Below are 23,909 nucleotides of genomic sequence, written 5' to 3'. Positions count from 1 at the left end.
GAAGGCTGAGGGGGCGGGTTTGGCGTTATGGCACGCCGTTGCAAGCGTGTTCCATGAACCCCGGTCGCAGCGCCAGTCGTTGGCAATAGGCGTCGACGGCGGGGTAGTCCGGGCGCTCCATCGGTGTCATCCGCCAGCGGTTGACCGACAGCCCGATGAGGATATCGGCCAGTGTGAAGCGTGGTCCGGCTACATACGCATCGGTTGTCGCGAGTTGCTGTTCGAGGATGCCCATTTTCGCGTTCCAGCCGCGAACGCCATCAGCAATCCGTTGCGCGTCCTGAAAGTCTGGCAATTGCCGAACCAGTGCAAAAAATGCGTAACCCCACGACGGATTGAGTTCGGTGGCTTGCCAGTCCATCCACTGCTCTACGCGAGCGCGAGCCGCCGGTTCGATGGGCAACAGGTCAGTGTTTTGGTGTTTGCCGGCCAGGTACCGGCAAATGGTATTGGACTCCCACAGCACGCCGGCTTCATCGATGAGAACCGGCACTTGTGCGTTGGGGTTAAGCTGGAGAAACTCCGGGCTCTGGGTCGATGCGAAGCCGCTGCCCCAGTCTTCGCGTTCGAAGGAAACACCCAGTTCGTCACAGGTCCACAGGACTTTTCTGACGTTGATTGACGAGGCCCGACCCAAAATCTTCAGCGTATGTCCCATTGAGCTTCTCCGTTTGCTGTTCCAGGTATCGGGAATCTAGCACGCGGAGCATGGGAATGATCGCCCGTCAGGTACTCTCGCGCACCTTCAACTCAAACCCCATATCCTGCACTGGTTTAGTCACTGAATTGCCAGCCAGCAAGGTCAACATCAGCTCCGCCGAGCGACGGCCAATGGCTTCTCGTGGGGTTCTGATGCTGCTCAAGCGCGGGACCATGTGCTCCGACATCGGCAAGTCGTTGAACCCGAGGATCGCCACTTGTTCGGGGATTTTGATGCCATTGCGCAACGCTTCGAGCAACGCGCCCTGGGCGAGGTCGTCGTTGCCGAAGAAGATCGCATCAACGTCTGGATGGGCAGCGAGCAGTTGCAGGAACAATTCGCCGCCCAGACCCACCGAGGAGGCTCGCGGGGTCAGCACTTCCAGGGCTGGATCGTACAAACCGGCCTTTTGCAGCGCGCGACGGAAGCCTTCGCCGCGCAGTAGCGTGCGCTGGTCCAGTTGCGCGCCGATGTAGGCCAGGCGTTTGCGACCGCGGGAGAGCAAATGCTCGGCTGCCGTTTCGCCGGCAGCGACTTGCGAAAAGCCGACACAATTGAGCCCGGCCGCGCTGTCCAGTTCCATCATATAGACGCAGGGAACATTGCTGGTCTCGATCATCCGCCGCGAACTTTCGGTGCGGTCGAAACCGGTCAGCAACAAGCCGCGAGGCTGATAAGCCATGTAATTGCGCAGCAGGTTTTCTTCTTCATCACGCGAGTAATGGAAGTTGCCGATCAGCACTTCGAAGCCCTTTGGTCGTAAAACCTGATGAATGGCTTCCAGCGTGTCGATGAACAACAGGTTGGACAGCGACGGCACCAAAACCACCACGGAATGGCTCTGGGCCGAGGCTAATGCGCGGGCGGCGGGGTTGACCACGTAGTTCAGGTCGAGGGCGGCCTTCTGGACTTTTTCCACCAGCTCCGCGGCCACCGTGCTAACGCCGCGCAGGGCGCGGGACGCTGTAATCGGACTGACACCGGCCAGGCGCGCGACTTCGTTGAGGGTAGGGCGGCCAGTGGTGCGAGTATTTTTATCGTTTTTAGGGGTATTCATCGGACGGCTTGCCAAACAAAATTCAAGGCACTAAGGTAGCGCTGTCTCGATGCAGCTGCAAATGCGTGAACGAGGTTTGCCTGATCCTCGCTTTTTGGCATCGAGAACGAACATGCTGCAACCCACAAAAATGACAAGAAGGCGTCGGCAACTTCTGCTTTTGCACGTGAGTCTTACGTAGCAAAGGTAGCGCTGTCTGCGTGCTGAGGTGTTACATGAATCATCCCATCACCGCCCTGGTCATCATGGGCGTTGCCGGTTGCGGCAAGACTTGCGTCAGCCAGTCCCTGTGCCAGCTTAGCGGCGCGACCGCCATTGAAGGCGACACTTTCCACCCTGCCGCCAATATCGAAAAGATGAGCGCGGGTATCCCCCTGAATGATGAAGACCGTGCCGGCTGGCTTGACAGCCTGTGCGATGAACTGCGCCGCATCGATGCCAAGGGCGAACGCCCGGTGCTGACGTGCTCGGCCCTCAAACACAGTTACCGCGAACGCTTGCGCAGTGCCTTGCCGGGCCTGGGCTTCGTTTTTCTTGAGCTGACTCCCGAAGTCGCCGCCGATCGTGTGTCTCATCGGCCGGGCCACTTCATGCCGTCGACCTTGATCGACAGCCAGTTCGCCACCCTTGAATCGCCCGTTGGTGAGCCCCTGACCCTGGCTCTGGATGCTTCAAGTCACAGTGTCGATGAATTGGCCGCTCTGGCCCACCGTTGGTGGCTCGATCATGGCTTGAAACTCGCCAGTTGAGTTTTGCTGCAAAAGATAGCGCTGTCCTGACGGCTTTTGAATAACCGCTTTAATAACAACAACAAACAGGAGACACCCCCTTATGTTTGGCATGTCCCACGAGACCTTTCTGCTGCTCGATGCAGTGGTCACGGTGATCGGACTTATCGTCCTGATCACCAAGTTCAAGTTTCACCCCTTCATCGCCCTGATCATCGCCGCAGCTTTTCTCGGGCTGACCTCCGGCATGCCGATCGGCACCATCATCAAGGCGTTCCAGGACGGCTTCGGTGGCGTTCTCGGTTTCGTCGGGATCATCCTGGCGCTGGGCACGATGCTCGGCAAAATGATGGCCGAGTCGGGCGGGGCGGATCAGATCGCTCAGACCCTGATTCGCGCCTTTGGCAAGGACAAGGTGCAGTGGGCGATGATGTTCGCGGCCTTCCTGGTCGGCATCCCGCTGTTCTTCGAAATCGGTTTCGTGCTGCTGATCCCGCTTGTGTTTATCGTGGCCCGTCGTACTGGCGTGTCGATCATCAAGATCGGTATCCCATTGCTGGCCGGTCTGTCCGCCGTGCACGGTCTGGTTCCGCCGCACCCGGGTCCGTTGCTGGCGATCGGCGTGTTCGGTGCCGACATTGGTAAAACCATTCTTTACGGGCTGATCGTTGCGCTGCCAACGGCCATCATTGCCGGTCCGATCTTCGGTACGTTCATTGCCAAGCACATTCCTGGTCATCCGAATCAGGAACTGGTGGATCAACTGGTGCGCGATGAGGATGCGGGCGATCTGCCTAGCTTCGCCATCACCTTGATCACCGTGCTGTCGCCGGTGTTCCTGATGCTGCTCAAGACCTTTGCCGATGTGGCACTGCCGGACGGCAACTTCTTCCGCACCTTCATGGACCTGATCGGTCACCCGATCTCGGCGCTGCTGCTGGCCTTGCTGCTGTCGCTGTACACCTTCGGTTACAAGCAGGGCATTAGCTCCAACCAGATGCTCAAATGGCTGGATGCCAGCCTTGCGCCAACCGCCGCCATCATCCTGATCATCGGTGCCGGTGGCGGCTTCAAACAGATGCTGGTGACCAGCGGTGTGGGTAATGTCATCGGCAACATGGCGGTGGAAGCGCAGATCTCGCCGATCCTGCTGGCGTGGCTGGTGGCGGCGGTGATTCGCATCGCGACCGGTTCGGCAACCGTGGCAACCATTACCGGCGCGGGCATCGTGGTGCCGGTGGTGGGGATGATTCCGGGTGTGAACCGTGAGCTGCTGGTGCTGGCCACCGGTGCCGGTTCGTTGATCCTGTCCCACGTCAACGACGCCGGTTTCTGGCTGGTGAAGCAGTACTTCAACATGACCGTGGCGGAAACCTTCAAAACCTGGACCGCGATGGAAACCATCCTGTCCGTGGTGGGCCTGGGCTTCATCCTGCTGTTGTCGTTGTTCGTCTGACACGATCGGCAAACACAAAAAAACCGCAGCGATGCGGTTTTTTTGTGGGTGGCTCTAAATCTCCGTAGGCCCGTAGGAGCTGTCGAGTGAAACGAGGCTGCGATCTTTTGATCTTGTTTTTTCAGATCAAGATCAAAAGATCGCAGCCTCGTTTCACCCGACAGCTCCTACAAGTACAAGGTGTCGGGTGTCGGGTATCGGGTGTCAGGCGTTGGTTTTGGTGACCAGCCCATCCGCCCGGAACATCCCGCGAATCCCGCGTACGGCCTGACGGATTCGGTCCTGGTTTTCGATCAGCGCGAAGCGCACATGATCATCCCCATACTCGCCAAATCCCACACCCGGCGAGACACAGACCTTGGCCTCGGCCAGCAGTTTCTTGGCGAACTCCAGTGAGCCCATGTGTGCATAAGCCTCGGGAATCTTGGCCCAGACGTACATCGACGCTTTCGGGTTTTCGACCATCCAGCCCAGTTCATGCAGGCCTTTGACCAGCACGTTACGACGCTGCCGATATTGCTCGGCAATGTCTTTGACGCATTGCTGATCGCCTTCCAGTGCCGCGATGGCCGCGACTTGCAGCGGGGTGAATGTGCCGTAGTCGTGGTAACTCTTGATTCGCGCCAAGGCGTTGACCAGCTCCGGGTTGCCGACCATGAAACCGATGCGCCAGCCCGCCATGTTGTAGCTCTTGGACAGGGTGAAAAACTCCACCGCGATGTCCTTGGCGCCGGGCACTTGCATGATCGACGGGGCTTTCCAGCCGTCGTAGACGATGTCGGCGTAGGCCAGGTCGTGCACCACCAAAACGTCGTATTGCTTGGCGAGGGCGATCACCCGCTCGAAGAAGTCCAGCTCCACGCACTGGGCGGTGGGGTTGGACGGGAAGCCGAGAATCATCATTTTCGGTTTCGGGATCGAGCCGCGAATCGCCCGTTCCAGCTCGGCGAAAAAATCCACGCCTGGGATCAGCGGCACCGACCGCACCTGGGCGCCGGCAATCACCGCACCGTAGATGTGAATCGGGTAGCTTGGGTTTGGCACCAGCACGGTGTCGCCCTGGTCGAGGGTCGCCAGCATCAAATGCGCCAGGCCTTCCTTGGAACCGATGGTGACGATGGCTTCGGTTTCCGGGTCGATGTCGACTTCGTAGCGATCCTTGTACCAGTTGGAAATCGCCCGACGCAGGCGCGGAATCCCTTTGGACGTGGAGTAGCCATGGGTGTCTTCGCGCTGGGCGACAGTGACAAGTTTTTCGACAATGTGCGGCGGCGTGGCGCCGTCGGGATTGCCCATGCTCAAGTCGATGATGTCTTCGCCACGACGACGGGCGGCCATCTTCAGCTCGGCAGTGATGTTGAAAACGTAAGGGGGGAGTCGATCTATGCGCGCAAAGCGGCGCGGCGAACCTTGTTCGGCCATTGTTGCCTCGGATAACGTAAGCGCCCGGAACCGTCCGAGCGACGCTGGCCACTGCGGTGGCCTGTGGCGGAATGTAAGGGCAGTCATGGCAAACTGTCTAGCCTGCGCATTAATAAATTTTTCCCAAGGAAATGCTCGATGGAATTTACCAGTGGCTTCTTGTTGAGCCTTTCGCTGTGCCTGGATATCGGCGTGGCCAATATCGCGATGATCACGCTGGCGATGCAGCGCGGCTATTTTCAAGGCTTTGCGTTGGGGTTGGGGACGTGTGTCGGCGATCTGATTTACGCCGTGCTGGCCTTGGCTGGCATGACCGTATTGCTGCAGTACGAAACCGTGCGTTGGGTGTTGTGGATCGGCGGGTCGGCGCTGCTGCTGTATTTCGCGGCGAAGATGATTTACTCGGCGATCCACCATGAAGCGTTGTTGGCGCAGACCGCTGAAGTCGGCCACAACTCCCACCGGAAGGAGTTCTTTCGCGGCATTTTCCTGGCCATGTCATCACCCAGCGCCATCCTCTGGTTTGCCGCGGTGGGCGGGACGCTGATCGCCCGTTCCGGTGGCGGTGACGCGCTCAGCTCAGCGCTGTTTCTCGGCGGCTTCTTGTGCGCCGGAGTGCTCTGGTGTGTCGGTTTGTGCTTCGCTGCGAGCCATGGCGGCAAATTGCTCGGTGACAAACTGCTGCGTTATTCCTACATGGCATCGGCCGCGATCTTCTGCTATTTCGCGGTCTACGTGATCCTGTCGGGTTACAACGAGTTCATCGGTCCAGGCGCCATCGAACAGTTGCACGCACTGTAACTGGGCGAAACGGGTTTGGCTTCTATACTCCCAGCCGAACCCACCTTTTTGTACCAGGAGTTGAGTCATGGATGAGCAAACAGGCGCCGATAAGGCCGAGCCACGCTTTGAAAACGGGCACTTCATGCTCATAGCGGGGCTTGGCGGCCGATTTACGGCGGATACCACCAAAGCGATCCCCGACCTCTGGGAGAAATTCATACCCGAGATCGGCAAAATTCCCGGTCAGAAAAGCGAAGTAACCTACGGCATCTGCTGTAATCCGGATGGCAAGGGTGGTTTCGAATACATCGCCGGTGTCGAAATCAGCAAGCTCGACGACCTGCCGGATAAATACCGCTGGATCGAAGTTCAGCCTCAGAAGTATGCAGTCTTCGAACACAAGGGCTCTCTGGATGCCTTGCCCCAGACCTTTCAATACATCTGGAAAACCTGGTTGCCGAAGTCCGGTCATGAAGCGGCGGACGCTCCGGAGTTCGAACGCTACAGCGACGATTTCAACCCGAAGCTCAATACCGGCGTGCTGGAAATCTGGCTGCCGCTCAAGGCGTGATGGTCTGGATCGAGAGGCGGATCGGCGATTCGCCTCTCGATGTCGTGTTAATGCTGATTTATGATCCCCAACCTTTACCACGCCGATTCCGAGCTGCCATGAACACCGTCATCCGCCACGTCACTCCCGCTGACCTGGACCGCTGCTACGCCATCGAAACCGTTGCCTACGAAGGCGATGAAGCCGCCACCCGCGAGAAAATCGCCACCCGCATCGCCACTTGGCCCGAGGGCTTCATCGTTGCTGAAGTGGATGGGGTTGTAGCCGGCTTCATCAATTCCGGCGCGGCGTTTGAGGTGGAGATGTCGGACGAGGCGTTCAAGGAGTTGATCGGCCATGACTCGGCCGGCCCGCACGTGGTGATCATGTCGGTGGTGGTGCATCCGGACTACCAGGGGCAGGGCTTGGCGAAACGCTTGCTGGATGAGTTTATCCAGCGCATGCGCGCACTGAACAAGGCCAGCATCCATCTGATGTGCAAAGAGCGGCACATTCCACTCTATGCCGGGTTTGGTTTTGCCTACATCAAGCCTTCGGCGTCGGACCATGGCGGGATGGCGTGGCATGAGATGGTGTTGACGCTGTAACCAGCGGCCGGCCCAGATCCAGTGTGGGCCGGCCTTGATCGCAAGCCTCAATCGATCCCGACAAATCCCCCGGTCTGATGCTGCCATAACCGCGCATACAAACCGCCATGGGCCAGCAGTTCGGCGTGGCTGCCGGCTTCGGCGATCTTGCCTTTTTCCAGCACCACCAAGCGGTCCATCCGCGCGATGGTCGAGAGGCGGTGGGCGATGGCAATCACGGTTTTGCCCTGCATCAGGGTTTCGAGGCTCTCCTGAATCGCCGCTTCGACTTCCGAGTCCAGTGCCGAGGTCGCTTCGTCCATGATCAGGATCGGCGCGTCCTTGAGCAGCACCCGGGCGATGGCAATCCGCTGACGCTGACCACCGGAGAGTTTCACCCCGCGTTCACCAACATGAGCATCGAAACCGGTGCGGCCTTCAGAGTCCGACAGCAACGGGATGAATTCGTCGGCACGGGCCTTGTGCACCGCCTCCCAGAGTTCGGCATCGGTGGCATCGGGTTTGCCGTACAGCAAATTGTCGCGGATCGAACGGTGCAGCAGCGAGGTGTCCTGGGTGATCATGCCGATGCGTTCGCGCAGGCTTTCCTGGCCGACTTCGGCGATGTTCTGGCCGTCGATGAGAATCCGCCCGCCCTGCACGTCATAGAGGCGCAGCAGCAGATTGACCAGCGTCGATTTGCCGGCACCGGATGGGCCGATCAGGCCGATTTTCTCGCCGGGTTTGATGGTCAGGTTGAGGTCGCCGATGATCCCGCTTTTCTTGCCGTAGTGGAAATCGACGTGATCGAAACGCACCTCGCCACGCGCCACATTCAAAGGTTTGGCCTGCTCGCGGTCGGTGATGCTGACTGGCTGGGAAATGGTCTGTAAACCGTCCTGAACCATGCCGATGTTTTCGAAAATGCCAGTGACCACCCACATGATCCAGCCAGACATGTTGACGATGCGGATCACCAGCCCAGTGGCGAGGGCGATGGCGCCCACCGTGATCAGCGATTGCGTCCACAGCCACAGCGCGAGGCCCGTGGTGCTGACGATCAGCAGGCCGTTCATGCTGGTGATGGCCACGTCCATGCTGGTGACCACCCGGCCGGCCAGCTGGGCTTTTTCGGTTTGTTCCTTGATCGCTTCGCGGGCGTATTGCTGCTCGAAGTTGGTGTGGGCGAACAGCTTCAGGGTGGTGATGTTGGTGTAGCCATCGACGATCCGCCCCATGAGCTTGGAGCGCGCATCGGACGACACCACCGAGCGTTCCTTGACCCGTGGCACGAAGTAGTAGAGGGCGCCGATGAAGGCGGCAATCCAGGTCAGCAGCGGGATCATCAGACGCCAGTCGGCTTCGGCGAACAGCACCAGCGAACTGATCGCGTAGATCAACACATGCCATAATGCGTCCACCGCTTGCACAGCCGAATCGCGCAACGAGTTGCCGGTCTGCATGATGCGTTGGGCGATGCGCCCGGCGAAGTCGTTCTGGAAGAAATTGAGGCTCTGTTTGAGCACGTAACTGTGGTTTTGCCAGCGGATCAGGCTGGTCAGGCTGGGGCTCAAGGTCTGGTGCACCAGCAAGTCATGCAAGGCGAGGAACAGCGGTCGCAGGATCAGCGCGACCACCGCCATCCAGGCCAATTCCACGCCGTGGACCTTGAAGAAGTCGACGTTGGGTGTGCCCTGGGTCAGGTCGATGATGCGACTCAGGTAGCTGAACAGTGCCACTTCGATCAGCGCGCCGAACAGGCCGACGATCAGCAGGACGGCGAAACTCGGCCAGACCTGTTTCAGGTAGTAGGTGTAGAAGGGGAGGACCCGATCCGGCGGAGCCGCCGTCGGTGCATCGCGGAAAATGTCGATCAGTTTTTCAAAACGGCGATAAAGCATCAGTTCTTCGCCCGCGCACGGGCTCTCCTTTAAACGATATGAGCGGCGCCGGAAGAACCGGCGGCCGCTCAAAACTCCCTGTTCAGCTTAGTCTCAGTCGATGCGCTTGGCCGACTTGATGAACACGGGATCGGCAGGCACGTCTTTCATGCCGCTTTTGGTGGTGGTCTGGGAGTTGACGATGACATCGACGACGTCCATGCCTTTGACGACTTTACCGAACACGGCATAGCCGTCGCCCTGGTCCAGGAAGTCGTTGTCTTTGACGTTGATGAAGAACTGGCTGGTGGCCGAATCCGGGGCGGACGTACGGGCCATGGACAGCGTGCCACGCACGTTATGCAGGCCGTTTTTGGATTCGTTCTTGATCGGCGCCTTGGTTTCTTTTTGCTGCATCTGTTGAGTGAAACCGCCGCCCTGGACCATAAAGCCAGGAATCACACGGTGAAAAATCGTGTTGTTGTAGAAGCCGCTGTCGACGTACTCAAGGAAGTTCTTGGTACTGATCGGCGCCTTGACCGGGTCCAGTTCGATTTCGATCTGGCCGTTGGTGGTTTCCAGCAGCACGTGCGGCGCCTTGGCGGGCGTAGCGGCCATCAGGTTGGCGGCGAACAGAACGGAGCCGGCGACGAGGGCGATTTTTTTCAGCATAAGTCAGTGATCCTGAGTGGTGGTGTCGACTGCGGTGAGAAATTCGAGCAGCGTTTGGTTGAAACGTTCCGGTTGATCCAGCGGGGTGGCGTGGCGCGAGTCGGCGATCACCACCAGCCGCGCATCGGGCAGCAGTTTTACATAGGTTTCTTTCAACGCGACCGGGGTGTAGTCACGGTCGGCGCTGACGATGAGGGTTGGACAGGAGACCTTGGAAAGTCGTTCCTGAACCCCCCAGCCAACGATGGCATCGAAGCTGGCGAGATAAGCACGTTTGTCGTTTTTTGCCCAGCGCGCCGCTATTTTTTGTCGTAGCGAAGCTTGTTCGGGCTTGGGAAACAGTTTGGCGCCCAGAGCCTTGCCGATGGTGCCCATGCTCAGCGCGCGCATCAGGCTCCAGCGCTTGAACCACTGCCAGTAATCGTTACGACTGCGCAGTTTGACCTCGGGTGCGCTGTTAACGATGCACAGGCTCTTGAGCAGTTGCGGCTGATCGACGGCCAACTGAAAACCGATCATCCCGCCCATGGACAAGCCCACGTAATGAACAGGGCCGAGTTTCAAGTGTTCGATCAGCTCTATCAGGTCGGCGCTGAACCCGGCGATGCTGTAGCGCTCGCGGGGTTTGTCGGAGCGCCCGTGGCCGCGCATATCCGCCACGATCACCCGATGATGGGCTGCGAGCGCCGGAATCTGCATTTCCCAATCCAGGGTGCTGGAACCCAACCCGTGAACCAGCAGCAACGGCGTGCCTTGGCCATATTCCTCATAGTGCAGGTTGCAACCTTCATGTTCGAAATAAGCCATGGGTTCACTCCGTGTCAGGCTTGCTCAGGGGCGGCGAAGGGCGCATCCAGCGGCGCGGTATCGAAGGTGCGCAGCAGTTCGATGAGAATCTGCGTGGCCGGGCCCAACGGTTTGTCCTTGTTCGAATACAGATAGAAGCTCGGGTTGCGGCTGCCACCCTGATCCAACGGTAGCACTTTGAGCGTACCTTCCTTGAGTTCGCGCTCGATCATGTGCCGGGGCAGCCAGGCGAAGCCCAGGCCGCTGCTGACGAAAGTCGCCGCAGTGGCCAGGCTGCCGACGGTCCAGCGCTGTTCGGCGCCGAGCCAGCCGACATCTCGCGGTTGCTGACGGCCGGAATCGCGGATCACCACTTGCATCTGGCTTTCCAGGTCCTGGAAGTTCAGTTCGCGGTTCAGGCGATGCAAGGGATGCTCGGGGTGGGCGACCGCGATGAACTCGACATCGCTCAATTCCGCGCCCAGATACCCGGGAATACTGAACCCGGTGATGGCCAGATCCGCCACGCCTTCGAGCAACACTTCTTCCACGCCCGACAATACTTCTTCGCGCAGACGCACCCGACAGCCACGGCTTTGCGGCATGAACGCGGTCAGTGCGCGAACGAGGCGGGCGCTGGGGTAGGCGGCGTCGACCACCAACCGCACTTCCGCTTCCCAGCCTTGCTCCATGTGATGGGCCAGGTCTTCCAGTTGGCTGGCCTGTTTCACCAGTTGCCGGGAGCGGCGCAGCAACACGCCGCCAGCCTCGGTGAGTACCGCTTTGCGGCCGTCGATGCGCAGCAGCGGCACGCCGAGCTGGTCCTGCATGCGCGCTACGGTGTAGCTGACCGACGATTGCGAGCGGTGCAGCGCTTCGGCGGCCTGGGCGAAACCGCCGTGATCGACCACGGCCTGCAATGTTCGCCATTGATCAAGGGTCACGCGGGGCGCTTTCATGTTGAGCTCCTCTTGTCCTAAGCTGGCAGTCCTTATTGGAGGCTGCTGAATGAAAAAACTGTGTTGTGTTATGGCGGGTTGTGCAGTGTTGGCGATGTTGCCGTTGACTGCGTTTTCTTATCCGATCGACGTTAAAAAGCAATTGAACGGCTTGAGCATCGACTACAACGCCTTTGATACAGATGCCGATATCGCCTCCATTCAGGTGAACAACTACGGCAGCACCGATGCGATCTGCAAGGTGGTTTTCAACAATGGTCCGGAAGCGCCGCGTAACCGCACAATCGAAGTGCCCGCCGGAAAACACAAAAACGCCACCGCCAAGTTCACCCGGACCATCATCAAGATGCGTATCAACCTGACCTGCACCCCGAAATGACATCGAGCGGAGCAGCCCAGTTGGGGCATGCTCCGCTTATAAACGAATTAATCGATGCTTTATAGCAGTTATTTGCGCTTTTTCATCGATATGACTCTGTTTAACCTTCACTCCATCGACCTACAGCATTCTCAGATGGAGGCTACATCCCATGTCCCGCGTTCTGATCATCGAAAGCAGCGCCCGTCAGCAAGACTCGGTTTCCCGCCAGCTGACCCAGACCTTCATCAGCCAATGGAAATCCGCACACCCGGCCGACCAGATCACCGTCCGTGACCTGGCCGTCAATCCGGTGCCGCACCTGGATATCAACTTGTTGGGCGGCTGGATGAAACCTGCCGAACAACGCAACGACATCGAGCAGGCTTCGCTGGAACGCTCCAACCTGCTGACTGATGAACTGTTGGCCGCCGATGTATTGGTGATGGCCGCGCCGATGTACAACTTCGCCATTCCGAGCACCCTTAAAGCCTGGCTCGACCACGTGCTGCGTGCCGGCGTGACGTTCAAGTACACCGAAACGGGCCCGCAAGGTTTGCTCAGTGGCAAACGCGCTTATGTGCTGACCGCTCGCGGCGGGATCTACGCCGGCAGCACCGCGGATCACCAGGAACCCTACCTGCGCCAGGTCATGGGCTTCATCGGCATCCACGACGTAACGTTCATTCACGCCGAAGGCATGAACCTGGGCGGTGACTTCCAGGAGAAAGGCTTGAACCAGGCCAACGCCAAGCTTTCCCAGGTCGCCTGACACGTTAATCGCCAGATAATCGCTGGATGGTCTAGTGACCTGGCGCAACCCTTCAAGCCTGTACGCGCATCGAACCTCCCTTTGCACTTGTTGCTCCTGAGTGCTCTAGCCCGATTGAACGCATTAGCGAGATCGGGCTTTTTTTTGCCTGCGATTTGATGGGCTTGGCACGAACTTGTAGGAGCGAAGCTTGCTCGCGAAGACGGTTTCACAATCAACGTAGATATCGACTGACCCACCGTCTTCGCGAGCAAGCTCTGCTCCTACAGGGATCTACGTGTTCTCGCGATCGCCGGCAAAACCCGCTATCGTCGCCGCCATTCGAAATGAGGCGACCATGGGCTATCTACTTTTTGTCACGCTGATCCAGGCGTTTTCCTTCAGCTTGATTGGCGAATACCTGGCCGGGCATGTCGACAGTTACTTCGCGGTGCTGGTGCGGGTGCTGCTGGCGGGGCTGGTGTTCATTCCGCTGACGCGCTGGCGTCAGGTCGAACCGGCGTTCATGCGCGGGATGTTGCTGATCGGCGCGTTGCAGTTCGGCGTGACTTACGTTTGTTTGTATTTGAGCTTCCGGGTACTGACGGTGCCGGAAGTGTTACTGTTCACCATTCTCACGCCGCTGCACGTGACCCTGATCGAAGATGCGCTGAACCGGCGCTTCAATCCATGGGCGTTGATCGCGGCATTGGTGGCGGTACTCGGGGCGGCAGTGATTCGCTTTGACCGGATCAACCCGGATTTCTTCATGGGTTTCCTGCTGCTGCAACTGGCCAACTTCACCTACGCCGCCGGGCAGGTGCTCTACAAACATCTGGTGGCCCGACATCCGAGCGATCTGCCGCATTACCGGCGCTTCGGCTACTTCTACCTGGGTGCGTTGGCGGTGGCGTTGCCGGCGTTTCTGTTGTTCGGCAAACAGAACTTCCTGCCCGAAGCACCGCTGCAATGGGGCGTGCTGCTGTTCCTCGGCCTGGTCTCGACCGCGCTGGGTTTGTATTGGTGGAACAAGGGCGCGTGCCTGGTGAACGGCGGGACGCTGGCGGTGATGAACAACCTGCATGTGCCGGTGGGGTTGCTGATCAATTTGCTGATCTGGAATCAGCATGAAGAGCTGGGGCGGTTGTTGTTTGGCGGGTCGGTGATTCTGATGGCGGTGTGGATTAGTCGGTTGGGTATCAGGCCGACCGCAATCCGCTCTTCGTAGGAGCGAGGCTTGCCCGCGAAGGCGGTGTGTCAGGCAAAATTGATGTCGGCTGATACACCGTCTTCGCGGGCAAGCCTCGCTCCTACAATGAGGAGGTGGTGCTACATGATGTGTTTTTCCGGTTCGGGAATGTGGCTGGCGCCCAACACCGCCGGGAGTAACCCCGACCGCAAATCCCCACCGCTCGGCTGCTGATAAAGGCTCAAGCCAAACTCCGGCAACACCGCCAGCAGGTAATCGAAAATATCCCCTTGAATCCGCTCGTAATCAGCCCAAACGGTGGTTCGGGTGAAACAGTAGATTTCCAGCGGAATACCTTGAGCGGTGGTCTGCATCTGACGAACCATGCAGGTCATGTTCGGCTGAATCTCCGGGTGACTCTTCAGGTACGCCAGCGCATAGGCGCGAAAGGTGCCGATATTGGTCATCCGCCGGCGGTTGGCCGACATCGCCGCGACGTTGCCCTGGGCTTCGTTCCACGCCTTGAGTTCGGCTTTCTTGCGGCTCATGTAGTCGGTCAGCAGGTGTACCTGGGACAGCTTTTGCTCTTCGTCGTCGCGGATGAAACGCACACCGCTGGCATCGATAAACAGGCTGCGCTTGATTCGGCGCCCGCCGGACTGCTGCATGCCGCGCCAGTTCTTGAATGACTCGGACATCAGGCGCCAGGTCGGGATCGACACAATCGTTTTGTCGAAATTCTGCACCTTGACCGTGTGCAAGGTGATGTCCACCACGTCACCGTCGGCACCGACTTGCGGCATCTCGATCCAGTCGCCGACCCGCAGCATGTCGTTGCTGGTCAGTTGCACACTGGCGACGAACGACAGCAGGGTGTCCTTATAGACCAACAGAATCACCGCCGACATGGCGCCCAGACCCGACAGCAGCAACAGCGGCGAACGGTCGATCAGCGTGGCGACGATGATGATCGCGCCAAACACGAACAGCACCATTTTCGCCAGCTGCACGTAGCCTTTGATCGAGCGGGTGCGAGCGTGTTCGGTACGGGCATAGATGTCCAGCAGAGCATTGAGTAATGCGCTGACGGCCAGCACCAGGAACAGAATAGTGAACGACAGCGCTACGTTGCCGAGGAAGTTCAGGCTGGTCTTGCCCAACTCCGGCACCAGATGCAGGCCGAACTGGATCACCAGCGAGGGCGTCATCTGTGCCAGGCGATGAAACACTTTGTTATGGCGAAAATCGGTGATCCAGTGCAGCGACGGCTGGCGACCGAGCATTTTGGTCGCGTGAAGAATGAGGTAACGCGCCACTCGTCCGAGCACCAGCGCCACTACTAGCAGCAACATCAGCGCGAGCGTGGAATGCAGGAGCGGGTGCTGTTCGAGAGCACCCCAGAGGTCTTGGGCGTTGAGCCAGAGCTGTTTGATATCCATGGGCGAAAACGGTTCTTCTGTAGGACGCGACGGGGCGATTAGAGCATTTAAGACGTTCCGGATGACGTTTTGAGACAAAACAGGCAACAAAAAAACCACTGTTTGCAGCCGTTTGTATAAAGAAACTCGGCCTTCGCGCTCGAAACCGTTACCCTATGCAGCTGTTTTTTTGTATTTCTTCGAGGTAGCACCCGTGTTTTCCCAATTCGCCCTGCACGAACGCCTGCTCAAAGCCGTGGCCGAGCTTAAATTTGTCGAGCCAACGCCTGTGCAAGCAGCGGCTATCCCGCTCGCGCTCCAGGGGCGTGACCTGCGGGTGACAGCGCAAACCGGTAGCGGCAAAACCGCTGCATTCGTTTTGCCGATCCTCCACCGTTTGATCGGCCCGGCTAAAGTCCGCGTCAGCATCAAGACCCTGATCCTGCTGCCGACCCGTGAGCTGGCCCAGCAGACCATCAAGGAAGTCGAGCGCTTCGCTCAGTTCACCTTCATCAAGTCCGGCCTGATCACCGGCGGCGAAGACTTCAAGGTCCAGGCCGCCATGCTGCGCAAGGTGCCGGACATCCTGATCGGTACGCCGGGCCGGATGATCGAGCAACTGAACGCCGGCAACCTCGACCTCAAGGAAGTCGAAGTGCTGGTGCTCGACGAAGCCGACCGCATGCTCGACATGGGCTTCGCCGAAGACGTGCAGCGTCTGGTCGACGAGTGCACTAACCGTCAGCAGACCATGCTGTTCTCCGCCACCACCGGCGGTTCGGGCCTGCGCGAGATGGTCGCCAAGGTTCTGAACAACCCTGAACACTTGCAGTTGAACAACGTCAGCGATCTGAACGCCACCACTCGTCAGCAGATCATCACCGCCGACCACAACCAGCACAAAGAACAGATCGTGAACTGGCTGCTGGCCAACGAGACCTATCAGAAGGCCATCGTGTTCACCAACACCCGGGCCATGGCCGACCGTATTTACGGCCGTCTGGTGGCGCAGGAATACAAAGCGTTCGTGCTGCACGGTGACAAAGACCAGAAAGACCGCAAACTGGCCATCGACCGTCTGAAGCAGGGCGGCGTGAAGATCCTCGTGGCCACCGACGTCGCGGCCCGTGGCCTGGACGTGGAAGGCCTGGACCTGGTGATCAACTTCGACATGCCGCGCAGCGGCGACGAATACGTTCACCGCATCGGTCGCACCGGCCGCGCCGGCAACGATGGCCTGGCCATCTCGCTGATCTGCCATGGCGACTGGAACCTGATGTCGAGCGTCGAGCGCTACCTCAAGCAGAGCTTCGAGCGCCGCACCATCAAGGAAGTCAAAGGCACCTACGGCGGACCGAAAAAGGTCAAGGCCTCGGGCAAAGCCGTTGGCGTGAAGAAGAAAAAAGTCGACGCCAAGGGCGACAAGAAGAAAACCGGCGCCAAGGCCCCGACCAAGCGCAAAATCGCCAACCGCCCGAAGACCGACGCCCTGTCGCTGGTCAGCAAGGACGGCATGGCCCCGCTCAAGCGCCGCAAGCCCGAAGCACCGGCTGCTGAGTAAAGCGATCTGGCGATCCAATAAAAACCCGGACAGTGTCCGGGTTTTTTTACGTCAAAAGATCGCAGCCTTCGGCAGCTCCTACGGGAAGCGGGGACACCCGTTAACGTGCGGATGCATGCGATCGGCGTAGGAGCTGCCGAAGGCTGCGATCTTTTGATCTTGCCGTTTAACCCCCGGCTTTCTTCTCCGCCGACTGCAACTCCTTGAGACGCTGATCGATCAACTGGCACTTGTCCGGTAAATCCGCGCTGGCCGTCTTCAGATCCATCCTCTTCAACTCATCATTGATCTCCTTGGCCTTGGCCGGGTTCTGCTCAGTGATCTTGGCGACTTCCCTGGCCAATTGTTCGCGCTTGGCGGTGGCTTCGTCGGGCGGGCAAGCCCAAACGGGGAGGGCGCAGGCGAGGGTGGCGGCGAGGGTCAGTTTCAGCAGGGTTTTCATCGGTCAGGCCTCGGGTTCCGTATCGAGCGGTTACTCGGTTGAGGCTGCGTCGTGCTGAAAGTTCATACGTCATCAGTCCAACGTCCTGTAGGCATTTAGCAATGACCTGGCTCTTGCGGGTTTTTTTCGACCTCAGCTTAAGAAATGTCCTGAACGCCTCCCGGAACTGGCTGATATAGCCGTTATCAGTCGTCAAATACACTTCTCACGTGGATCCATTATTTGACGCCAGAATAATGGCCATCTAATATCGCGCCACTATTCTGCTGTCACTCTCCATTCGAGGGATCGAACATGTACCCACCCGCCCTCGTGGCGAGGTTGTGCCTGGCTTTGCTGTGCCTTTCTCCGCCGAATCTTGCTCACGCTGCCCCCACCCCCGGTGAAACCGATCTGATCCGCGAACGTCAGGATCGCTTGCTCGAAGAGCAGCGTCGACGTCTCGAAGAGCTCAAGGAATTACCCGGCAAGGAAGTCAAACCCACGCCACCGACGGCCCCGGCCGACGCCCGTTGTTTCCCCATCAAGGACATTGAGCTCAAAGGCGCCGACAGTCTCTCGGACAGCGATAAAAATCGTCTGCTCAAGCCTTACATCGGTCAGTGCCTGGGTGTCACGCAGCTCAACGAGCTGCTGAAAGTCATCACCGATCACTACATCGAGAAAGGCCTGGTCACTAGCCGTGCTTATTTGCCGCAGCAGGATTTGTCCGGCGGGCATTTGAAGGTGCTGGTGGTCGAGGGCCGGCTGGAAGGGTTGAAGGGCGCGGAGGGCAGCAAGCTGTCGGAGCGCGAGCTGGGGATGGCTTTCCCCGGCAAGAGTGGTGAGCTGGTCAATCTGCGGGAAATCGAGCAGATGGTCGATCAGCTTAACCGCTTGCCGTCGAATCAGGCGCAGATGGAATTGTCGCCGGGCAAGAACGTCGGCGGCAGTGAAGTGTTGGTCAAGAACACGCCGCAGAAGCCTTGGCGAGCCGGATTGTCCCGCAGTAATGACGGCCAGCGCAGCACCGGCGAACAACAGTGGGGCACGACGTTTGATTGGGACAGCCCGCTCGGCCTGGCCGATCAGTTGATGCTGCGCGGCGGTCACGATGCGATGACCGATCACCAGCACACCTCCAACAACGCGATGCTCAATTACAGCGTGCCGTGGGGCTGGTGGAATTTCAGTTACACCTACAGCCAGAGCGAATACCGCTCGCAAGCGCAGGCCAACGGTTTCAATTTCAAGCAGACCGGCGACAGTGAAAACCATCAGCTACGCGTCGAGCGGGTGATCCATCGCGACGCCGTGAGCAAGACCTCCCTTAGTACCGGCCTCTCTCACCTGCGCACCAACAACTTCATCGAAGACCGCAAACTCAAGCTGAGCAGCAACCGCATCAGCGAAGCACAGTTCGGCATCAACCACGGTCGTCGGGTCGGCAGCGCGTTCGTCAACCTCGACCTGGGCATGCAGGAAGGCATTGGCGCGTTCGACGCTCAGGGCAACGGTGATCCGGGCCCCGGCGAGCCGGACGCGCGTTACCGCAAATACACCGCCACCGCGAGTTATTTGCAACCGTTCAAGCTGTGGGGCGAGTCCTTCAGTTTCAGCAGCCTGATGACCGGCCAGCGCAGCGAAGATGTGCTGTTCAGCCCGCAGCGCACCAGCCTTGGAGGGCAGTCGTCGATCCGTGGCTATAAGGACCAGTCCTTGTCTGGCGACAGCGGCGGCTACTGGCGCAACGACCTGCGCTGGAGTCGCCCGGTGACCCTCGAATGGCTGCGCCCGGTGTTCGCCGAATACGGCACCAGCCTCGGCTACGACCAGGGCGTGATCCGTGGCGATCGCTTCAATGGCGATCAGCACGGGCGCATGTCGAGCAACTCGGTGGAGCTGTTTGCCCGGGGTCAGCACCTGGCCGCGAGCGTGACCTTTGCCCATTCCCTGGAACGCCCGGACACCCTGACCGAGCGCGAAGCGCCGATCTATTTCCGCGTGGATTTCTTCCTCTAAATTCTGCTTTAACGAGATTCAAATCATGAACGTTCGTCAACTGGCCCTTCTGGCTGGTCAGCCTTCTGCTGCCGTCAAAAACCGCGAGCACTTTTGGGGCATGCCCAAGCGCGGGTTGGCATTCCTGTTGGCTAACGTCATGTTCTGGCAACCGCTGTGGGCGCAAGCCGACGGGATTGTGGTGGCTACGCCGGGCACCAGCCTCGGCCAGGCGGGCAACGGGGTGCCGATCGTCCAGATCGCCACGCCCAACGGCAGCGGTCTGTCGCATAACCAGTTTCACGATTACAACGTCGGCGCCCAAGGCGTGATTCTCAACAACGTCGCCCACCAGACCGGCGCGACGCAATTGGGCGGGATCATCGTCGGCAACCCCAACCTGACCAACCGAGTCGCCGCACAAACCATCCTCAACGAAGTGGTCGGTGGCAGTCCCAGCCAGTTGCGCGGTTACACCGAAGTGGCGGGGCAGTCGGCGCGGGTCATCGTCGCCAACCCTTATGGCATCAGCTGCAACGGCTGCGGCTTCATCAATACCCCGCGCGTGACCTTGACCACCGGCAAACCGGTGCTGGACAACGGGCGTCTCGATCGTTTCCAGGTCGATCAGGGCAGCGTTGCCATCGACGGTGCCGGGCTGAACGCCAGCAACGTCGACCGCTTCGAAATCATCACCCGCAGCGCCAAGATCAATGCCGAGATTCAGGCGAAAAACCTGACCATCATCGCCGGCCGCAACGACGTCAATGCCGACAGCCTCAACCCCACCGCCCGCGCCGATGACGGCAGTGGCAAACCGGGGTTGGCCATCGATTCCTCGGCGTTGGGCGGTATGTACGCTGGGGCGATCAAACTGGTGGGCACCGAAGCCGGAGTCGGGGTGAAACTCGATGGCAACCTGGCGGCCAGTGGCGGGGATATCCAGCTCGATGCCAATGGACATCTGAGCCTCGCACAGACGTCGGCCACAGGTGCAGTCAATATCAAAGCCGCCAGCCTCGATGCGCGCGGCCCAGTCTATGCCGGCACGGCGCTGAACGTGCAAACCCAAGGCAACCTGACCAACCAGCAAACCTTCGCCGCCCGGGACAACATCACCCTGAGCGCCGGCGGAGTGCTGACCAACAACGGCATCATCGAAGCCGGACTCAACGCCGACACCAGCCGCAACGCCACGGGCGATGTGAGCCTGAGCGCACAGAACTTCAACAACACCGGCAAGAGCGTTATCGCCAGTCGCAACCTGACGGTCAACACCAGCCAGACTCTGAGCAACCAGACCGGCACGCTGAGCGCCGCGCAAACCGCGAATATCACCGCTGGAACGCTGGACAATCAAAACAACGGCCGGGTGTTGAGCAAGGGCAACCTCAATCTCACGGCCAATCAGGTCCTCAACAGCAACGGCCTGATCACCAGTACCGGCAATCTCAACGCCACCCTTGGCCACCTGAACAACCACACTGGCGAACTCTCGAGCCTGGCCGCCGCGACGCTGCGCATGGCCACTCTGGATAACGTAGCGGGACTGGTGAACGCCGGTCAGGCTTTGACCGTCACCGCCACGGGGGTGGTGAACAACCAGGGCGGCAAACTGACCAGCCTGGACAGCCTGAGCCTCAGCGCCGGCAAGGTCGATAACAGCAACAAGGGCCGGATCGCCAGCAATAAGGCCCTGACGGCCAGCGTCGGCAGCCTCGACCAACACGATGGCGGGCAACTCACCAGTGGCACGTCGCTGACGCTGGATCTGCATCACGGCGAGTTGAACAACCAGAACGGTTTGATCAATGCTCCGCTGCTGGTCCTGAAAAACCTTGCGCGGGTGGACAACCGTAACGGCGAAATTTCCAGTGCCCAGGCGTTCACGCTGACGGCCGACAGCCTCGATAACAGCAACGGCAAACTGCTCGGCAATCAAGCGCTCACATTGCGCGTGCAGCAAGCGCTGACCAACGTCAAAGGCCTGATCGCGGCGGCAAGCGTCGATGTACAGGCCGGTAGCCTGAACAACAACGGCGGCACCTTGACCAGTCGCGCCAACCTTGAGCTTCGGGTTACTGGCCCGCTCGACAATCAGGACCAAGGGCTGATCAACGCCACCGACAAACTGACCATCAACACCGCGAGTTTGAACAACCAGAATGGCGGCTCGTTGCTGGGCAGCGCCATTGCCATCGACTTCAGCGGCGCCATGGGTGACCTGAACAACGCCAACGGTCTGATCACCACCACCGGGCAACTGAGCATCCGCAACCTGCGGGATTTGAACAACCAGAGTGGTGAAATCTCCAGCAGCCAAAGCTACACGCTGATGGGCCGCCATCTGGATAACAGCGATGGCACACTCTTCAGCCGTCAGCAACTGGACCTTACCGCCGCTACCACCACTAACCTCGATGGTCTGATTTCCGGCTGGCAAAGCCTGAGCCTTCTGGGCGGCAGCCTCGACAACCGTAATAGGGGCACCTTGTCGAGCCGCGACGGTGACGTGCTGGTAGACCTTACTGGCGCTGTGCGTAACAGCAATGCCGGTGCGCTGGTCAGTAACGGCACGCTGAAGGTCACAGCAGCCAGCCTCGACAACAGCGACAACGGCATTCTTTCCAGTGCCGGCGCACAAACCGTTGTCATCGCCGGAGCATTGAATAACGCCCAAGGTGGTTTGATCGACAGCGGCGCCACTCTGACTATTCAGGCTCAAACCCTCAACAACACCAACGCCACCATCAACGCGCAACAGGACATCAGCTTCACCGGCACCGACCTGAACAACAGTGCCGGTACCTTGGCCGGCAATGGCGCGATCACCCTCGATCTGCTCGGCACCCTGACCAATACCAACGGCAAAGTGGCGAGCAACGGCCCACTGGTCATTCAGCGCGCGCAGCAGATCAACAACCAGAACGGCAAATTGATCAGCCAGGGTTTGCTGAGCCTGTTGACCGGTGGTCTCGATAACCGCAATGGCGGCATTGTCGGGGCCAACGATCTGTTGACGCTCACGGCCAGTGGTTCCGTGCAGAACAGCGCAGGCGGTCAGATCTTCAGCAGCGTCGCCGGCCTGACACTCAATGCCGCCAGCCTCGACAACGCCAAGGGCTCTCTGCAAAGCGAGGACGACCTGACGGTAAAAACCGGCGGCGCCATCGACAACCAGAGCGGGCGTATCGTCGCCAAGAACGGCACCCTCGACATCACCGCCGCCAGCCTCGACAGTCGTGGCGGTGTGCTCTCCAGTTTGCAAGGCGCCTTCAACAGCCACATCACCGGCGTATTGCGCAACGGCTATGACCTGAACAACAACCGTCAGGGCGGGATCATTCAGGCCCAGAGCCTGGACCTCGAGGCACTGGCCGGCATCGACAACTATGGCGGGCGGATCACCGCCCAAACCGGCGATGCCATTGTCGACACCGGCACCAACGGCAACTTCGACAACCGCAATGGCGGTCTTTACGCCAAGGGTCTGGTCAGCGTCACCGCTAAAGACTTCGACAACAGCGGCGACAATGACGGGCAGATCGGCGGGAAACAGATCGACCTGAGCCTGCGCGGCGCATTGAACAACCGCCAGGGCATCATCGAAAGCGAAAGCACCCTGACCATCTCCGCCGCCAGCCTCGATAACCAGACCGGTCAACTTCGCGCGCTAGGTGGCAATGGTAAAACCACGTTCGCCATCGGCGGCCTGTTCGATAACCGCAATGGCGCCGTGGAATCCGCCAACACCAACCTGACTCTCGCGTCCGGTAGCTTGCAGAACGTCGGCGGCAACGTGCTGCACGTCGGCACCGGCCTCTTCGACATTGCCACCGGGCAACTGGGCAGCGCTGGCGGTAACTTCGTCACCCGTGGCGGCCTGACCCTCACCGCCGACGGCTGGACAAACAGCAGCGTGATCCAGGCCGACCGCCTGACCGTCAACATCAACAGCCTCAACCAGACGGTTAGCGGTCAATTGCTGGCCGTCAGCACATTGACCGGTAACGGCGGCAATTGGAGCAACGAGGGCCTGATTGCCAGTGACGGCAGCCTGAGCCTGAATCTGGGTGGCACCTACTCGGGCAATGGTCGGGTCAGCAGCCTGGGAACGTTTGGCCTCAGCGCTGCACAACTGAACCTCACTGCCGCATCGAGCATCGCCGGTGGTGGCAACACCACCATTTCCGTGGGGGGACTGCTCACTAACGCAGGTCGCCTGACCTCGGCTGCCGACCTGAATCTGACGGCCGGTGGCGTAAACAACACCGGCACCGTGGGCGCCGGCAAGAACCTGACGTTGAGCACAGGTGCGTTACGCAACGACCGCGGATTGATCTTCAGTGGCGCAGACATGCAGCTCCTGAGCCCCAGCTTCACCAACAGCTACGGGCAGGTCTACAGCCTGGGCAGCCTCCTCATCGCCAGGGACAAAAACGGGACCAAGGCTGATCTGCTGGACAACAGGTCCGCAGGGATTGATAGCACCGGCGACCTGACGATCGCCGCCACGACGGTTAACAACGTCATGGATGTGTTGCAGTACACCGAGCATGAAAAAAGTGTCGCGACCATCACTGAGTTGCCGTGCGAACAGATCGCCGGTGGCTGTGACAGCCGTGGTGGT

Annotated in this window: 20 protein-coding genes; 11 read left to right on the top strand and 9 right to left on the bottom strand. The window is 59.5% G+C overall.

Going from position 1 to position 23,909, the window contains the following annotated elements; all coding sequences use genetic code 11:
* Window positions 1-25 precede the first annotated feature (25 nt).
* Together NHU87_RS16540 and NHU87_RS16535 are read right to left on the bottom strand one after the other, a co-directional pair.
* Window positions 26-658 carry a glutathione S-transferase family protein gene (locus tag NHU87_RS16540; protein WP_253550725.1) on the bottom strand — a complete coding sequence of 211 codons (633 nt, stop codon included), beginning with the start codon at window positions 656-658 and terminating at the stop codon, window positions 26-28.
* A gap of 67 nt (window positions 659-725) precedes the next feature.
* On the bottom strand, window positions 726-1,757 hold the full coding sequence (locus tag NHU87_RS16535; RefSeq protein ID WP_253550722.1) for a LacI family DNA-binding transcriptional regulator: 1,032 nt from the start codon (window positions 1,755-1,757) through the stop codon (window positions 726-728).
* Between the two features lie 215 nt (window positions 1,758-1,972).
* Here NHU87_RS16535 and NHU87_RS16530 point away from each other — a divergent pair, with 215 nt between their 5' ends.
* Window positions 1,973-2,506 carry a gluconokinase gene (locus NHU87_RS16530; RefSeq protein ID WP_253550719.1) on the top strand — a complete coding sequence of 178 codons (534 nt, stop codon included), beginning with the start codon at window positions 1,973-1,975 and terminating at the stop codon, window positions 2,504-2,506.
* A gap of 82 nt (window positions 2,507-2,588) precedes the next feature.
* A complete protein-coding gene (locus NHU87_RS16525) occupies window positions 2,589-3,941 on the top strand; it encodes a GntP family permease (protein WP_253550716.1) in 1,353 nt (450 codons plus the stop codon).
* 204 nt (window positions 3,942-4,145) lie between these two features.
* Here the strand turns inward: NHU87_RS16525 and alaC are convergent, their stop codons facing one another.
* Window positions 4,146-5,363, bottom strand: a complete 1,218-nt coding sequence (gene alaC, locus NHU87_RS16520) for an alanine transaminase (RefSeq protein WP_253550713.1) — start codon at window positions 5,361-5,363, stop codon at window positions 4,146-4,148.
* A gap of 138 nt (window positions 5,364-5,501) precedes the next feature.
* On the opposite strand from alaC, the gene NHU87_RS16515 reads away from it, so the two are divergent.
* From NHU87_RS16515 to NHU87_RS16505, 3 genes are all read left to right on the top strand, one after another.
* On the top strand, window positions 5,502-6,164 hold the full coding sequence (locus tag NHU87_RS16515) for a LysE family translocator (protein WP_253550710.1): 663 nt from the start codon (window positions 5,502-5,504) through the stop codon (window positions 6,162-6,164).
* Between the two features lie 67 nt (window positions 6,165-6,231).
* The gene (locus NHU87_RS16510) at window positions 6,232-6,717 is read left to right on the top strand and encodes a GyrI-like domain-containing protein (protein WP_253550707.1); all 486 of its coding nucleotides are present in this window, start codon (window positions 6,232-6,234) and stop codon (window positions 6,715-6,717) included.
* A 98-nt stretch (window positions 6,718-6,815) separates the two neighbouring features.
* On the top strand, window positions 6,816-7,304 hold the full coding sequence (locus tag NHU87_RS16505) for a GNAT family N-acetyltransferase (RefSeq protein WP_253550703.1): 489 nt from the start codon (window positions 6,816-6,818) through the stop codon (window positions 7,302-7,304).
* 47 nt (window positions 7,305-7,351) lie between these two features.
* On the opposite strand, the gene NHU87_RS16500 is transcribed toward NHU87_RS16505, so the two are convergent.
* From NHU87_RS16500 to NHU87_RS16485, 4 genes are all read right to left on the bottom strand, one after another.
* A complete protein-coding gene (locus NHU87_RS16500; protein ID WP_253550700.1) occupies window positions 7,352-9,184 on the bottom strand; it encodes an ABC transporter ATP-binding protein in 1,833 nt (610 codons plus the stop codon).
* A gap of 93 nt (window positions 9,185-9,277) precedes the next feature.
* Window positions 9,278-9,835, bottom strand: coding sequence for a peptidylprolyl isomerase (locus NHU87_RS16495; RefSeq protein ID WP_253550697.1), 558 nt, complete (start codon window positions 9,833-9,835; stop codon window positions 9,278-9,280).
* A gap of 3 nt (window positions 9,836-9,838) precedes the next feature.
* Window positions 9,839-10,642: an alpha/beta fold hydrolase gene (locus NHU87_RS16490; RefSeq protein WP_253550693.1), complete on the bottom strand. Its 804-nt coding sequence runs from the start codon at window positions 10,640-10,642 to the stop codon at window positions 9,839-9,841.
* 14 nt (window positions 10,643-10,656) lie between these two features.
* Window positions 10,657-11,580: a LysR family transcriptional regulator gene (locus NHU87_RS16485; RefSeq protein WP_030131889.1), complete on the bottom strand. Its 924-nt coding sequence runs from the start codon at window positions 11,578-11,580 to the stop codon at window positions 10,657-10,659.
* A 49-nt stretch (window positions 11,581-11,629) separates the two neighbouring features.
* Here NHU87_RS16485 and NHU87_RS16480 point away from each other — a divergent pair, with 49 nt between their 5' ends.
* From NHU87_RS16480 to NHU87_RS16470, 3 genes are all read left to right on the top strand, one after another.
* Window positions 11,630-11,959 (top strand): 3-phosphoglycerate kinase, encoded by a 330-nt coding sequence (locus NHU87_RS16480; RefSeq protein ID WP_253550690.1) that lies wholly within the window; start codon window positions 11,630-11,632, stop codon window positions 11,957-11,959.
* 151 nt (window positions 11,960-12,110) lie between these two features.
* On the top strand, window positions 12,111-12,710 hold the full coding sequence (locus NHU87_RS16475; RefSeq protein ID WP_253550687.1) for an FMN-dependent NADH-azoreductase: 600 nt from the start codon (window positions 12,111-12,113) through the stop codon (window positions 12,708-12,710).
* Window positions 12,711-13,047: 337 nt separating this feature from the next.
* Window positions 13,048-13,917: a carboxylate/amino acid/amine transporter gene (locus NHU87_RS16470; protein WP_253550684.1), complete on the top strand. Its 870-nt coding sequence runs from the start codon at window positions 13,048-13,050 to the stop codon at window positions 13,915-13,917.
* A 101-nt stretch (window positions 13,918-14,018) separates the two neighbouring features.
* Here the strand turns inward: NHU87_RS16470 and NHU87_RS16465 are convergent, their stop codons facing one another.
* Window positions 14,019-15,317 (bottom strand): mechanosensitive ion channel family protein, encoded by a 1,299-nt coding sequence (locus NHU87_RS16465; RefSeq protein WP_253550681.1) that lies wholly within the window; start codon window positions 15,315-15,317, stop codon window positions 14,019-14,021.
* A gap of 193 nt (window positions 15,318-15,510) precedes the next feature.
* On the opposite strand from NHU87_RS16465, the gene NHU87_RS16460 reads away from it, so the two are divergent.
* Window positions 15,511-16,857, top strand: coding sequence for a DEAD/DEAH box helicase (locus tag NHU87_RS16460; protein ID WP_253550680.1), 1,347 nt, complete (start codon window positions 15,511-15,513; stop codon window positions 16,855-16,857).
* Window positions 16,858-17,023: 166 nt separating this feature from the next.
* Here the strand turns inward: NHU87_RS16460 and NHU87_RS16455 are convergent, their stop codons facing one another.
* Window positions 17,024-17,299: a hypothetical protein gene (locus NHU87_RS16455; protein ID WP_253550677.1), complete on the bottom strand. Its 276-nt coding sequence runs from the start codon at window positions 17,297-17,299 to the stop codon at window positions 17,024-17,026.
* 294 nt (window positions 17,300-17,593) lie between these two features.
* Between NHU87_RS16455 and NHU87_RS16450 the strand changes: the two genes are divergently transcribed.
* Together NHU87_RS16450 and NHU87_RS16445 are read left to right on the top strand one after the other, a co-directional pair.
* Window positions 17,594-19,300: a ShlB/FhaC/HecB family hemolysin secretion/activation protein gene (locus NHU87_RS16450; RefSeq protein ID WP_253550674.1), complete on the top strand. Its 1,707-nt coding sequence runs from the start codon at window positions 17,594-17,596 to the stop codon at window positions 19,298-19,300.
* A 25-nt stretch (window positions 19,301-19,325) separates the two neighbouring features.
* The coding region (locus tag NHU87_RS16445; protein ID WP_253550671.1) for a two-partner secretion domain-containing protein at window positions 19,326-23,909 on the top strand (4,584 nt) is incomplete at its 3' end.

The sequence above is a fragment of the Pseudomonas mandelii genome, assembly GCF_024138395.1.
In the GTDB taxonomy this organism is placed as follows: Bacteria; Pseudomonadota; Gammaproteobacteria; order Pseudomonadales; family Pseudomonadaceae; genus Aquipseudomonas; species Aquipseudomonas mandelii_E.
The sequence above is the reverse complement of the archived record's forward strand: the minus strand, read 5'-3'. Positions and strand labels throughout refer to the sequence as shown.